This window comes from Arthrobacter sp. 05T410 (genome assembly GCF_056396505.1).
Genome location: NZ_JBFTLP010000010.1, coordinates 1 through 13952, shown reverse-complemented (window position 1 = coordinate 13952; position 13952 = coordinate 1). Strand labels below are relative to the sequence as shown.

The 13952-nt window shown below is 67.7% G+C and carries 12 protein-coding genes; 3 read left to right on the top strand and 9 right to left on the bottom strand.

The features are described from left to right. Positions 1-21: 21 nt before the first annotated feature. From AC1DFR_RS13720 to AC1DFR_RS13685, 8 genes are all read right to left on the bottom strand, one after another. The gene (locus AC1DFR_RS13720; RefSeq protein ID WP_476850741.1) at positions 22-2184 is read right to left on the bottom strand and encodes an elongation factor G-like protein EF-G2; all 2163 of its coding nucleotides are present in this window, start codon (positions 2182-2184) and stop codon (positions 22-24) included. A gap of 106 nt (positions 2185-2290) precedes the next feature. Further along, positions 2291-2689, bottom strand: a complete 399-nt coding sequence (locus tag AC1DFR_RS13715; RefSeq protein WP_476850742.1) for a hypothetical protein — start codon at positions 2687-2689, stop codon at positions 2291-2293. Between the two features lie 426 nt (positions 2690-3115). Continuing rightward, on the bottom strand, positions 3116-3538 hold the full coding sequence (locus AC1DFR_RS13710) for a heat shock protein transcriptional repressor HspR (RefSeq protein WP_028275425.1): 423 nt from the start codon (positions 3536-3538) through the stop codon (positions 3116-3118). Positions 3539-3553: 15 nt separating this feature from the next. Then, the gene (locus AC1DFR_RS13705) at positions 3554-4537 is read right to left on the bottom strand and encodes a DnaJ C-terminal domain-containing protein (protein ID WP_476873637.1); all 984 of its coding nucleotides are present in this window, start codon (positions 4535-4537) and stop codon (positions 3554-3556) included. Positions 4538-4680: 143 nt separating this feature from the next. Next, on the bottom strand, positions 4681-5352 hold the full coding sequence (locus AC1DFR_RS13700) for a nucleotide exchange factor GrpE (protein ID WP_476873636.1): 672 nt from the start codon (positions 5350-5352) through the stop codon (positions 4681-4683). A 2-nt stretch (positions 5353-5354) separates the two neighbouring features. Continuing rightward, positions 5355-7217, bottom strand: a complete 1863-nt coding sequence (gene dnaK, locus AC1DFR_RS13695; RefSeq protein WP_476873635.1) for a molecular chaperone DnaK — start codon at positions 7215-7217, stop codon at positions 5355-5357. Between the two features lie 375 nt (positions 7218-7592). Then, the gene (locus tag AC1DFR_RS13690; RefSeq protein WP_476873634.1) at positions 7593-8048 is read right to left on the bottom strand and encodes a hypothetical protein; all 456 of its coding nucleotides are present in this window, start codon (positions 8046-8048) and stop codon (positions 7593-7595) included. 91 nt (positions 8049-8139) lie between these two features. After that, on the bottom strand, positions 8140-8946 hold the full coding sequence (locus AC1DFR_RS13685) for a TetR/AcrR family transcriptional regulator (protein ID WP_230008315.1): 807 nt from the start codon (positions 8944-8946) through the stop codon (positions 8140-8142). 124 nt (positions 8947-9070) lie between these two features. Here AC1DFR_RS13685 and AC1DFR_RS13680 point away from each other — a divergent pair, with 124 nt between their 5' ends. Further along, positions 9071-10033, top strand: coding sequence for an NAD-dependent epimerase/dehydratase family protein (locus tag AC1DFR_RS13680; RefSeq protein ID WP_230008316.1), 963 nt, complete (start codon positions 9071-9073; stop codon positions 10031-10033). Between the two features lie 25 nt (positions 10034-10058). On the opposite strand, the gene AC1DFR_RS13675 is transcribed toward AC1DFR_RS13680, so the two are convergent. Then, positions 10059-12293, bottom strand: a complete 2235-nt coding sequence (locus AC1DFR_RS13675; RefSeq protein WP_476873633.1) for an MMPL family transporter — start codon at positions 12291-12293, stop codon at positions 10059-10061. Positions 12294-12522: 229 nt separating this feature from the next. Here AC1DFR_RS13675 and AC1DFR_RS13670 point away from each other — a divergent pair, with 229 nt between their 5' ends. Further along, positions 12523-13083, top strand: a complete 561-nt coding sequence (locus AC1DFR_RS13670) for a MarR family winged helix-turn-helix transcriptional regulator (protein ID WP_230010948.1) — start codon at positions 12523-12525, stop codon at positions 13081-13083. 647 nt (positions 13084-13730) lie between these two features. Continuing rightward, positions 13731-13952, top strand: a 222-nt coding sequence (locus AC1DFR_RS13665) for a hypothetical protein (RefSeq protein WP_476871786.1), incomplete at its 3' end; no start/stop codon positions are given.

Here is a 13952-nt window from a genome sequence, read left to right as displayed (position 1 = left end):
CGCTGCACTTGGCAGAGGCCATCAGCGCAGCGCCTGCGGCACGGGTTCGTGCCGCAGGTAGCTGCGCCGGAACCGGCCGCTGCCGGCGGTCAGGGCCCGCAACTCCACCGCGTACCGCAACAGTTCCTGGTCCGGCACCTCGGCGCTGATCTCGGTGCCGTCGGCGCCGGCGGAGGTGGTTCCGGTCAGGCGCGCCCGCCGGGAGGACAAGTCGCTCATCACGGCGCCCACATGGTCCTCCGAAACGCTGATGGTCACGGACGAGACCGGTTCCAGGAACTGGATGCGGGTTGCCCCGGCCGCCTCCCGGAGGGCCAGCGCCCCGGCCGCCTGGAAGGCAGCATCGGAGGAATCCACGCTGTGCGTCTTGCCGCCGATCAGCGTTACCTTGATATCCACTACCGGGAACCCGGCCGAGACGCCTTTCTGCATCTGGGCCCGAACGCCCTTTTCCACCGAGGTAATGAACGGCCCGGGAATCACGCCGCCAACGGTCTTGTCGACAAACTCGAACCCGCCGCCGCGGTCAAGCGGTTCCACCTCGATGTCGCACACCGCGTACTGGCCGTGGCCGCCGGATTGTTTGACATAGCGCCCGTGCCCGGCGGCCGGCGCGGCAAACGTCTCCCGCAGCGGCGTGATGACGGGGACGCTCTGCAGGTTCACCCCTTGGTCCCGCAGCCTGCCCAGGACGACGTCGGCGTGCGCCTCGCCCATGCACCACAGGATCAGCTGGTGGGTTTCGGAGTTCCGTTCCACCCGCAGCGTCGGGTCCCCGGCAGTGACCTTCCCCAGGTTCCTGGCCAGGGCGTCCTCGTCGCCGTGCGTGGCGGCTTCGATGGCGACCGGCATGAGCGGGTCCGGCATGTCCCAGGCGGCCACCAGCAGCGGCAGCTCCTTGGCCGAAATCGTGTCGCCGGTCTCGGCGGTGCCCAGCTTGGTCAGCGCGCAGATATCCCCCGCGACGCAGAACGGCACTGGCCGCAGTCCTGATCCCAGGGGCGAGTACAGGTGGGTGACCCGCTCGTCGCTGTCGTGGTCCTCGTGGCCGCGGTCGGCCATTCCGCGGCCGCCCACATGGATGGCGGCGTCTTCCCGCACCACGCCGGAGAAAACGCGCACCAGGCAGACGCGGCCAAGGAACGGGTCGATCGTCGTACGGACCACTTCCCCGAGCAGCGGACCGTCGGGGTCGCAGCCGAGCGCGCCGGCGGGCACCCCGTCGAGGTCGGTCGCTGCGGGGACGCCGCGCTCCGCCGGCGTCGGAAACGCACGCACCAGGACCTCGAGCAGTTCCGCCAGGCCGAGCCCGGACTCCGCCGACGCCGGCAGCACCGGGTGGAAGGACCCGCGGGCCACGGCCGTCTCCAGATCGGTGATCAGGACGTCGGGGGCGATTTCCTCGCCTCCGAGATAGCGGTCCATGAGCGTCTCGTCTTCGCTCTCGGCAATGATCCCTTCGATCAGCGCGCCCCGTGCGGACTCCGCGGCGGCGAGTTCGACGCCGGTCGCGGCCCGGGTGGCCGGCGCCGGTTCCGCATCACTGTAGTCGGAGACCGTGCCGGTCAGCAGTCCCAGCAGCCCCGTGACGGGACCGTCCGCGGGGACCGGCAGGTAGAGCGGGAGGATGGAGTCGCCGAATGCCAGGCGGCAGCGGGCGATGGCGGCGTCGAAGTCCGCACGCGGATGGTCCAGGCGGCTGATGACCACGGCCCGCGGCATCCCGAGCCGCTGGCACTCGCTCCAAAGCGCCGTGGTCGCTGCGTCGACATCGTCGGTGGCCGAGACGACGAACAGCACCGCATCCGCCGCCCGGAGCCCTGCCCTCAGCTCGCCGATGAAATCCGTATAGCCCGGAGTGTCCAGCAGGTTGACCTTGATGTCCCCCACCATCACCGGCACCACCGCGAGCGCCACGGAGCGCTGCTGCGCGATGGCGGAAGGATCCGAGTCGCTCACCGTAGTGCCCTCGGCGATCGAGCCCTTGCGGGTGATGGCTCCGGTGGCGGCAAGCAGTGCCTCGGTGAGCATCGTTTTTCCGGAACCGGAATGCCCCACGAGTGCCACATTGCGGACCTTGTCCGGCTGTTCCGGCGGCGCGACGCCGTTGGCGTCTGCCCGCCGGAGGTCAGACGTACCCCGGACCGGTCCTCTTGACGGCGTCTTGGCGCCTTTCGACGGCATGAGAACCTCCCGGCGTCGCATCCACTCGTGCCCTGCAGGGCCTTGTGTTAAGGATTGGACACCCTGGGACGCCCGGACAGCAAGGTCTTTTTCAGGCCGTAGTTTTTCAGGCCGTGGCCGGAGCAACCAGGGACCCGGAGGCTGCCCGGTTCCGGAGCCAACGGCCCAGGGCCTTGCCTTTGCCCGTCCACCAGCTGTCCTCGTCGCTGCCATGGTGCCACCTGAAGATCACGGCGACCATGACGAACACTCCAGCGGCGACCTCGGGCCAAGAGCCGGAGGCGGCATCGAGGAGCACGCTGAACGCCATGACCACGATGGAAGGCAGTGCAAGTGTCCGGAACCACGTGTTGGCGACGAACCGGCTGCGGGATCGCGGCACGGAGACCGCGCGGACGAAGTCGAAGCACAGGCAGACGACCACCAGGGCCTGCCCCAGGGACATCAGGATGTGCCCCGGCAGGGAACCGGCAAACAGGACGGCCGCCTGGAGCCCCGGGCTCACGGCGTGCCCGTCAACGCAACTGGCCGCAGCCGGGACCCGCCCCGAAGGGGCGAATCAAACCTGGGCGAATCACACCTGGACGGATCAAACTCGGTTGAATCATGCATGCGATGCCCCCCGGCGTCTACGCTGCTCCTGCGCTGGCTCCGCGCCCGGGCTTCCCGTAGGAGCTGTAGGCGTGTCATGCCAGCCTTTTCTGACACTCCAATTCAACGCGCGGAATGGGCATGAAGTCACGCAAATCAGGTACCCGACTATCGGATGGTCGGGTACCTGATTGCGTTCCGGTGTACTCGGTTTGCTCCTGCCGCTACTTGCCCCGGCATTGCGACGTAACTGAAAAACGTGATGGTTGACACATTGCCCGTGGCCGTGTCATCGCCGCCCTGCTCACCAGGGAAACCTGGGGAAACCGCGAGATGAGTCCTAGCCCATGCCCCTCGGCCGCCACACCACCAGCGCCTGCGACCGCGCCTGCGGACGCTTGCCGCGGGCCAGGCTGACGACGTCGCCGGCAGTTCCTGCGGCGAAGATCCGCGAATCGGCCCCTTGGCGGCGCCGGCCCAGTTCCTCAGTCAGTTCTCCGACCCGGCGCTGCAGGGCGGCCACCTGGTTCTCCAGCTGCAGGATCCGCTTGATGCCCTCCAGCGAGACCCCCTCCTGGGAGAGCCGCTGGACCTCGCGGAGCATATTCACATCCCGCTGCGAGTAACGCCGCGACTTGCCCGGGGCACGGCTGGGCGAGACGATGCCCAGCCGGTCGTACTGGCGCAGCGTCTGCGGGTGCATGTCCGCCAGTTCCGCGGCAACGGAGATGACGAAGATCGGCTGGTCGAAGTCGATGGCCATGGCTGGATCCCGTTCCTAGAGCCGGGCCTTGGCTGCCAGGCCCGCGCGGACGTCCTCATTGGCGGTGGCCGCGGCGAAGGCCTTCACGGCCTCCTCCGCTTCCTTGTTCAGCTTCCGCGGAACAGCGACGTCGATCGTCACCAGCAGATCGCCGGTGGCTTTGGCGTGCTTGACGCCGCGGCCCTTGACGCGCAGGGTTCTGCCCGAGGGCGTCCCTGCCGGAACCCTGACCTTGACCGTGTCGCCGTCGACCGTCGGAACCTCGATGTCTGCGCCCAGGGCCGCCTCCGGGAAGGAGACCGGGACGTGGATCCGGAGGTTGTCGCCGTCGCGGACGTAGAATTCGTGCGGCTTTACCGAGACGGTGACCATGAGGTCGCCGTTGCCGGCGGGGGCGTACTGCCCCTTGCCGCGGACGCGGACCTTTTGTCCGTCCTTGATGCCGGCCGGGATGCGGACGTCGATGACCTCACCGTCCGGTTCACGCAGGCCGATCGTGGTGCCGCGGATGGACCCGCCGAATGAGATCGAGGTCGACGCGGTGCGGTCCGAGCCCTTCTGCGGAGCCCGCTGGAAGGACTGGCCCCCGCCGCCGAATCCGCCGCCGCCGAAGAGATCTGCGAACTCGGGCGGAATGCCGCCGGCCGTGCTGTAGCCGCCGGAGTGGCGGCCTCCGCCGCCGGTAAAGAGCCCGCCGAAGAGGTCCTCGAAGCCAGCTCCGCCGCCGGCCCCGCCGCTTCCGCCAGGGGCAAAGCGTGCGCCGCCGCCCATGGCCCGGATGGCGTCGTACTGCTGGCGCTCATCGGGATCCGAGAGCACGGAATAGGCCTCGGAGATGTCCTTGAACTTCTTCTCCGACGCGACGTTCCCCGCATTGGTGTCCGGGTGGTGCTGCCGGGCAAGTTTGCGGTAAGCCTTCTTGATGTCGGCGTCGGAAGCGTCCTTGGCGACACCAAGGATCTTGTAGAAGTCCTTGTCCACCCAGTCCTGGCTAGCCAATGGCGTTTCCTTTCAAAAGTCGTGCAGAGTGCGCTTCGCAGATGATGGGCCCACGGCTGCGAGGGTCCCAACACGAGCTTGCGAGCGTTGGGAGCAGCCGGGGACGGGCACCGCCCCCTATCCGGCGGAGCGCCAGAGGCAACCTACGCCGGTACCGCCACGATCACCTGGGCAGCGCGGAGGACGCGATCGCCGGACTTGTAGCCCGAGCGCAGCACCTGGCTGACGGTGTCGATTTCGATATCCGTGCCGGGCTGCTGGATGAGGGCCTCGTGGATGGTCGGATCGAACTCCACGCCGGTCTCATCGATGCGGACCAGTCCGTACGTCTTCAGGGCAGCCTCCAGTTTGGCGGCGATCGCGGCGAAAGGGCCGTCGGCGAGGTCGCCGTGCTGGCGGGCGGCGTCGACGTCGTCCAGTACCGGCAGCAGCGCGTTCAGGACGCCGATGACGGCCATCTCGCCCGCCACGGCCCGGTCGCGCTCGACCCGCTTGCGGTAGTTGACGTACTCGGCCTGCAGGCGGCGGAGGTCATTCCTGAGCTCCTCCGCCTCGGCAGCGGGCGCGCCCTGGGCCACAGATTCCGCGGCGGGCACCTCAACACTGTTGAGGATGTCCTCCGCCTGGGACAGTGCGTCTCCGGAGTCTGCCGCGGCAGCTGCGTGCTCCTGGCCGGGGTGGCGGGCCTGGCCGGTCTTCGGATCAACCTTGCGGTTGTCGTGGATCACCGGCTTCTGCGGCTCGTTCTCCTGCTGTTCCGCGTCGCGCCGGCTCTCGGAAGAACCGTGCTCTTCTTCGTTACCGTGATGCTGCATGATTACTTCTTCTCGTCTTCGTCAACGATTTCGGCGTCGACGATGTCCTCGTCGGAGCCGGCTGCCGGCTCGCCTGCGGGGGCACCCTGCGCACCGGCGTGGCCGTCGGGGGAACCGGCCTGGGCGTAGATGGCTTCGCCGAGCTTGGTCTGGGAAGCCTGCAGCTTCTCGAACGCGGTCTTCACGGCGCCGTCATCGGTGCCTTCGAGGGCCTTCTTGAGGGCGTCGACGTCGGCCTTGACCTCGGTCTTGACCTCTTCGGGCAGCTTGTCGGCGTTGTCGGCGATCAGCTTGTCCACGGAGTAGGCGAGCTGCTCGGCCGTGTTGCGGGTGTCGGTTGCCTCGCGGCGGGCCTTGTCCTCGGCTGCGTGCTCTTCGGCGTCGTGGACCATGCGGTCGATGTCTTCCTTGGACAGCGCGGTGCCGCCGGTGATGGTCATGGACTGTTCCTTGCCGGTGCCCTTGTCCTTCGCCGAAACGTGCACGATGCCGTTGGCGTCGATGTCGAAGGTGACCTCGACCTGCGGAACGCCGCGGGGGGCCGGCGCGATGCCGGTCAGTTCGAAGGTGCCCAGCGGCTTGTTGTCGCGGGTGAACTCACGCTCGCCCTGGAAGACCTGGATGGCCACGGACGGCTGGTTGTCATCCGCGGTGGTGAAGGTTTCGCTCCGCTTGGTCGGGATGGCGGTGTTGCGCTCGATCAGGTGTGTCATGATGCCGCCCTTGGTTTCGATGCCAAGGGACAACGGGGTGACGTCGATCAGGAGCACGTCCTTGCGCTCGCCCTTGAGGACACCGGCCTGCAGGGCGGCGCCGACGGCGACGACCTCATCGGGGTTGACGCCCTTGTTGGGCTCCTTGCCGCCGGCCAGTTCCTTGACCAGGTCGTAGACGGCCGGCATGCGGGTGGAGCCGCCGACGAGCACGATGTGGTCGATCTCGGAGAGCTTGATGCCGGCTTCCTTGATGACGTCCTGGAACGGCTTCTTGGTGCGGTCCAGCAGGTCCTTGGTGAGGTCCTGGAACTTGGCGCGGGTCAGCTGCTCGTCCAGGTGGACCGGGCCGTCGGGGGTGACGGACAGGTACTGGAGGGAAACGTTGGTGCTGGAGGAGGAAGAGAGTTCCTTCTTGGCCTGCTCCGCAGCTTCGCGGAGACGCTGCAGGGCAATCTTGTCCTTCGTGAGGTCGATGCCCTTGACCTTGAGCTGGTTCAGCAGGTATTCAACGACGCGCTGGTCCCAGTCGTCGCCGCCGAGGTGGTTGTCACCGGCAGTGGCGCGGACCTGGATGGTGGAGAAGTTGTCCTCATCCTTGCCGACCTCCAGGAGGGAGACGTCGAAGGTTCCGCCGCCGAGGTCGAAGACCAGGATGAGTTCGTCTTCCTTGCCCTTGTCCAGGCCGTAGGCCAGGGCGGCCGCTGTGGGCTCGTTGACGATGCGCAGGACGTTCAGGCCGGCGATTTCTCCGGCCTCCTTGGTGGCCTGGCGCTGGGCGTCGTTGAAGTAGGCCGGCACGGTGACGACGGCGTCGGTGACCTTTTCACCGAGGTAGGACTCGGCGTCGTTCTTGAGCTTCATGAGGATACGGGCGGAAATTTCCTGCGCCGTGTACTTCTTGTCGTCAATGGCGACGGTCCAGTCAGTGCCCATGTGGCGTTTGACGGACGCGATGGTGCGGTCAATGTTGTTGACGGCCTGGCGCTTGGCGATCTCGCCGACCAGGACCTCGCCGGACTTGGAGAAGGCAACAACCGACGGCGTGGTGCGACCACCCTCGGCGTTGGCAATGACGGTGGGCTCGCCACCTTCGAGAACGGAGACGACGGAGTTAGTGGTTCCGAGGTCAATACCTACTGCACGTGACATGGATTGTTTCCTTACTTCCTTGGAATCTTGCGGAGATGGCCGCGGACCCGCAGTGGCTCCAACCACAGTGGCTGTGGCTATAACCTCAATTGCTCTAACCGCAGTGGGTCCGACCGTTATTGAGCGATCTACACTCAACTTTACCCAGAGGGGGACATAAGTCAATTTAAAGTTGAGCGAACTCGACTCAACTTCGCTTTCCCGCCTCGCCCGCGGCAGCTCCTCGCCGCCTAAATTCCCCTCAATCCAGCCCTTCCGGCGCGTCCCGGGCGGCGTTTCGCCCTGCGCGAACCTGCCCGCTGGGCGCAGGGGCGCAGACCTGGGCAGGGGACCAGCCGGCGCCCGCGCCGGCTGGTCCCGCCAGCTTTGATCCCGTTAGTTATCGCCCCGAGCGGCGTCGCCGTCGGCAGGCTCTCCCGCTGCCGGCCGGGCGGATCGCTCGGGACGGGACGTACCGGCGCTCCCGTAGTCACCTTCGGGGTATTCACCTTCCTCGGCGACGCCGGCGGGCTCACCGGAGACCCCGCCCTCGCCGTAGTCGCCCTCGGGATAGTCGCCTTCCACGTCGCCGACGACGGCGGCTCCGGCCACGCCGGCCTCGCCGTAGTCCCCCGCGGCGTACTCCCCCTCGACGGCGGTGGGCGGGACTTGGCCTGCCGTGCCGGCGGAGCCGTAGTCGCCCTCAGCGTATTGCCCCTCAGGTGCCGCGGCCTCTGCCTCATCTTCCGCGGGACCGGTACCGACGTTCCGCGGCGCCGCTTTTCCGGGGACATTCTCTTCAGGCGTGTTCTCTGCAGGCCTGTTCTCTTCAGGCCTGGTCTCTTCAGACATGGATGGATCCTTCCTGGACGCATCTGGCGCGCCCGTGCGGGCGCAGGGGCAGTCTATCGAGCGCTACGGCAAGGCAACAGGGGAACCTGGTTTACCGGGCAGCGCCGGCCGCCGGCAGGCCCGCGACGTCGGCCAGCACCGCGAGGTGGTGGCCGAAGAGCTCCTCCCGGGCTGTGAACGTGTCTGCGCCATACTGGCCGAAAACCTCGAAACTGACGGCGCCGAAGAGCGAGGTCCAGGCCAGTGCGCCGCGGGCCAGGAGGTCATCCGGCACCGCCAGGCCGAACTCGGCGCGGATTTTCGCCAGGTCCCCCGCCAGCCCGGCGGCCACGGCAGGACTCCGCTGGCCGGTCGCGGCGAGCCGCCCGGCCCGGAAGGCGCCGTCGAGGATTCCCATGAGGGCCGTAATCACCCTCGTCCCGGGGCCGGTGGTCCGCTCCGCCGGGGCCTGGTAACCGGGCACCGGACTGCCGAAGAGCAGGGCGTAGCGGGAGGGCTCGCGCAGCGCCCAGTCCCGCACCGCACGGCCCAGCGCCGCGAAGCGCCCGCCGAAGTCATCCTCCGGCACTGCCCCGACGGCGGCATCCACCGCATCGCCAAGTTCGTTGTACGCATCAATCAGCAGAAGGGTCAGCAGCTCCTCGCGGCTCTCCACGTAGCGGTAGACCGCCGAAGAGACAACCCCGAGATCACGGGCCACGGCGCGGAGGGACAGCGCGGCGGCCCCGTGCAGCGCCAGATGCTCCCGGCCCAGCCGGACGATATCGGCCACCGTCTGGGCGCGGGCACGCTCGCGCGGGGTGCGCAGCCGCGCCGCCGCCGGGGCCGCTCCGGCCGCTCCGGCCGGGCCTGCCGCAACGCCGACGTCTATCGCGCCCGCAATCCTGTCCTCTGGCATGAGTCCAGCATTCCACATCCAAGAGCACTGTCAACAAATGTGAGCACCGCTCTTGACTTGCCGGCCACGGCGGCGCATCCTGAATGGGAGAGCACTGCTCTCGTTATTTCAAAAGGAGATCGGAATGTCCCAACCTGCAGCCTCCGGACACCAACCGTCCAGGCTCTATGTCGTCACAGGGGCCGGCCCGGTGGGCTGGACCGTCGCCGAACAGTTGGCAGCGGCGGGCCACCGGGTGCGCCTCCTGACGAGGTCCGGCAGCGGACCCGCCCACCCGCTGGTGGAACGAGTGTCGATCGACGTGTCCGAGCCCGCCCGGCTCGGCGAGGCCGTCCAGGGCGCCGCGGCCGTTTTTCACTGCATCCACGGCTCGCGGTACAACGCCGAGGTGTGGGCCAGGGAACTGCCGGCCGCCGAGCTGAATGTGCTCGCCGCGGCGGGCGCGGCGGGCGCCGTCGTGGTCTTCCCGGAAAGCCTGTACTCCTACAGCACCCCGGAAAACATCATGACCGAGGACAGCCCCCGGCAGGCACAGGGCGGCAAGCGCGGAGTCCGGACCGCACTGCTCGCGGCCCGGGCGGCCTCCCCCACCGCCACCGTGAGCATGGTGGCCGGCGATTTCTTCGGGCCGCGGGTCCGCAACTCGCACGCCGGCGAGCGCATGGTCCGGCCCGTCGCGGCCGGCAAGCCAATGCAGGTGATCGGGCGGGCGGACCAGCCGCATTCCTTCACGTATGTCCCGGACCTCGCGGCCGCCATGATTGCGGCGGCTGACAGGCCTCAGGTGTGGAACCGGGTATGGCATGCGCCCACTGGACCTGCACTGACCCAGCGCGAGATCGCGGGGGCATTCGCCAAGGCGGCCGGCGCCCGGGCACCGCGTGTCACCGGCGTTCCCGGGTGGGCGGTGAGGGCAATGGGAGTGTTTTCCACGGATATGCGGGACCTGGCCGAGACCCTGTACCAGTTCGAGCACCCCTTCGTCATGGATTCCACGGCGAGCCAGGCCGCGCTGGGGCTGACACCGACCCCGCTGCACGAGGCAGCCGCCGCCACCGTTGCCTGGTGGAGGGACCAGGGACAGTGACGGCGGCTGCGGTCTTCGGTTCCGCCTAGCGGACCCCGGCCTCCTCGTTTTCAGCCGGATCTGCCTTCGGATTTTCGGCGGACAGCGTGGCCCGGGCGCCGTCGCGGGCCACAGCCCCGCTCCCTGGCCGGCCGAGCTTGCCGGGCCACCAAAGCCGCGGGCCGATGTCGTAGGCCAGCGCGGGCACCAGCAGGGAGCGGACCAGCACCGTGTCCAGCAGGACGCCGAACGCGACGATGAAGGCGAGCTGGACCAGGAACATGATCGGGATGACGCCGAGGGCCGCGAAGGTGGCCGCCAGGACCACCCCGGCAGAGGTGATGACCCCGCCTGTCACTACGAGGCCGCGCAGGATGCCGGCCCGGGTGCCGTGCTTGAGGGATTCCTCCCGGACCCGGCTCATCAGGAAGATGTTGTAGTCGACGCCCAGTGCCACGAGGAAGACGAAGCCGAACAGGGGCACCGTCGCATCCGCGCCCGTGAAGCTGAAGACATTGTTGAACACGAAGGCGGAGACGCCCATCGCCGCGGCATAGGACAGGACCACGGAGGCGACCAGCAGGACCGGCGCGAGCACCGAGCGCAGCAGCAGCATGAGGATGACCAGGATGACGCCCAGGACCACCGGGATGATGGTGACGAGGTCGCGCTGGGCAGTGGTGTTGGTATCCAGCGCCGTGGCCGTCACACCGCCGACCAGCACACCGCTGTCTATCTTCTTCAGGTCCTGGCGGAGCGACACCACGGCGTTTTCGGCCTCGGCGGAGTCCGCGGCGTGGTTCAGCGTCGCGTTGATCAGGACCTTCCCGTCCCTGATTGCGGGGGCAGCCGGCGCGCCCGGGGCGCCGGTGATGACCGGGGCGCCGCCTTCGGCCAGCAGATAAGCGTCTCCGACGCCGTCGCTGGTCTGCAGCTTCGCCAGAACGTCCTGGGCGTTTGCCTCGTCGGCCACGATCACCGCGGGGCTGCCGGACCCGGCGTCGAAGTGCCGGCCCAGGGCATCCTGCCCGTCGACGGCATTGGAGGAGGTGAGGATGACGTCGGTCTGGGCGACGCCGTTGGCTTTAAGCTGCAGGAGGCCGGTAGCGGCTACCAGGAGCAGCAGCACCGAGGCGACCCAGACCGTGCGCGGCCGGCGGGATACGAGCGAACCGGTGGCCCGCCAGAGTCCCTTCTGGCCCTCGAGGCCGGTGACCAGTTCCGGTTCCCGATCGGTTTCCGGTAGCAGTTTGGGCCGGAACGGCCAGAACGCTGCCCGGCCCAGCAGTGCCATCAGGGCCGGCAGCAGGGTCAGGGCGGCGAAGAGCGCGCAGAGGATGCCCGCCGCCGCCACCGGGCCGAGGGCCTTGTTGGAGTTGAGGTCGGAGAACAGCAGGCAGAGCAGCGCGATGATTACGGTGGCGCCGGAGGCCAGGATCGGTTCCCAGGCCGCCTTCCATGCGGTGACGGCGGCGGCCGTCCGGTTGGTGGTGTGGGTCAGGGCTTCGCGGAACCGGGCCACATACAGCAGGGCGTAGTCGGTGGCTGCGCCGATCACCAGGATGGACAGGATGCCCTGGCTCTGGCCGTTCAATTGGATCCAGCCGGCCTTAGCCATGCCAAACACCAGCAGGATCGCGGCGCACAGCGCGAAGACCGACGTGAACAGCACCATGACGGGCAGCAGCAGGGAACGGTAGACAATCAGCAGGATCAGGAACACGGCGCCCAGGGCCACGAGCAGCAGGATGCCGTCAATGCCGGCAAAGGCACTCACAAGGTCCGCGGTGAGGCCGGCCGGTCCGGTGACGAATGTCTGCATTCCGGCCGGCGCGGACGCCCGGACCTCGTTGCGCAGTTCCTTGACGACTGTTTTCACTTCCGCCGAGGAAGCAATGGGCACCACGAACTGGACTGCCTTGGCGTCCTCGGAAGGGATGGGACCGATAACCGTGCTCCCGGCCTGCAGGGCCTCTAGCTTGCCCTTGAGGGCCGCGGTCTCGCGGAGCTGGGCCGGGGTGAAGGCGGAGTCGCTCTCAACCACGATCACTGCCGGGATCTCCTTGGAGTCCCTGAACTTTGCCTGCCAGTCCGCAGCCTCGGTGGCCTCGGCCCCGGCGGGAAGGAACGATGCCTGGTCATTCGATGACACCTCGCTCAGGCGGCCGAATGTAGGGCCGCCGACGCCGGCGATCGCCAGCCAGGCCAGGACGAGCACTGCGGGGACCAGCCAGCGCAGCCAGAACGGGACACGGGTCGCCGCGGACGAAGTCGTTTTCATGTTTCCTTCCAGGGTGCGCCTCGGAGTGGGAGCAGAGATCAACTCCATAGTAGACTATCTCCATAATGGAGATAACCCATTTGCCAGGGGCACCGGAGGAGAATGGAAAGACAGCCGGCGTCAGGCCTCTCCGCAGACCCTGCAGTAGACTCCCGAAGGCGCCGTCGACAGCGCCGACCTGCCGCGGTCAGACCACCGGGGCAGGATCAAGGGACGAAGGAGGTCCGCCGTGTCAGCCGAATCCCCGGGCCTATCCGAAGACGCGGTCTCGCCCAAGAACACAGTCCCGCCCGAAGCCGCCGGTCCGCCGCCCCTCGTCCGGCTCCTGCAGGAATTCACCCTCGAAGCCAACCGCTACGTGGACTCCGCCGGCGGCCGCAACGACATGCACCGCACGGACCTCAACGCCCTCGCCGTCATCATGCGGCACGCGGCGCGGGACCAGATTGTCACTCCAGGGGTGCTGAGGAAAGAGCTGAACCTCAGCTCCCCGGCCACCACCGCACTGATCGACCGGCTCCACAGTTCCGGCCACGTGGTCCGTGAGCGCGAGGGCGCGGACCGCCGCCAGGTGCAGCTGCGCATGACGCCCAAGGCCTACCGGGACGGCGGCGCAATGTTCCTGCCGCTGGCCCGCCACATGGGTGCAGCCATGGCGACCTTCACGCCCGAAGAACTGGAGATCGCCACCCGCTTCATGAACTCCATGATCGATGCCACTGTCCGGGCCGGTGAGGAAGCGGCCCGCGGCCCCGGGCCGGAGCAAGCGCCGGGGCAGCGCCCCGGCTGACTCGCGGCCCCGGCTGATCCGAAGCGCGCCGTCACGGGTGCGCCGCAGCCTGCGACTGGGTAACAAGCACGGCTTCCGCCAGCACCGTTTCCGGCACCACCTGAGCTGCGGGTGCACTGGGCCAGGAGACTGGCAGGATGCTGAATTGGTGACGTCGACGAATGATGTCGATGCCATCTAATTCGCGCTGGGGGCGGATTTACCACCGCGCCGCACTCTGCGCAGGCGCTTCACCGTGCGAGAAAGCACTCGGGTTCCGACGAGGAAGCCAAGAAAATGTACAGGTTGGATACCTAGCCTTGCGACGTGGCACAGCAACGCAGCCAACGTCACGCCACAACGTCATTTTCCCCCCCAAGAATAGCGAGGCTCGACCCCGGCAAAGCGAGTTCTCCGCACCCACCTAACCAACATGCCGCGACTCAAGCGACTTGACAGCTTCCTTTCGATGTGACGAAGCCGGTCATTTAGCAAAATTCAGCATGACAATTCGAGCACTTCATTATCTTGAGCGGACGCTCTCCACACTTTATCTAGTGCAATGCAACAGACGCACAATTCAGGGGGACAAATTGGCATCACGTGGGATCGGCGCCATGCGTCGCATTTTCAGTCCGGCACGCACTGCACTCACAGCACTCCTGGCGGTGCTTCTTTCACTTCTGACAGCTGCGCCCTCCCTAGCTGCGACGGCAGAAACTGAACCCAACAACACCATGGCGGCCGCGACGGTGGTGCCCCTGGGGACCACGGTTTCCGGTTCGGCACTCAGCGGAGGCATCGATGACACCGATTACTACGCGATCGACCTGCCCAAGGCAGGCCGGGTCGGCCTGAACTTCAAGTTCCCCGCCGGGCTCGGAACCGGA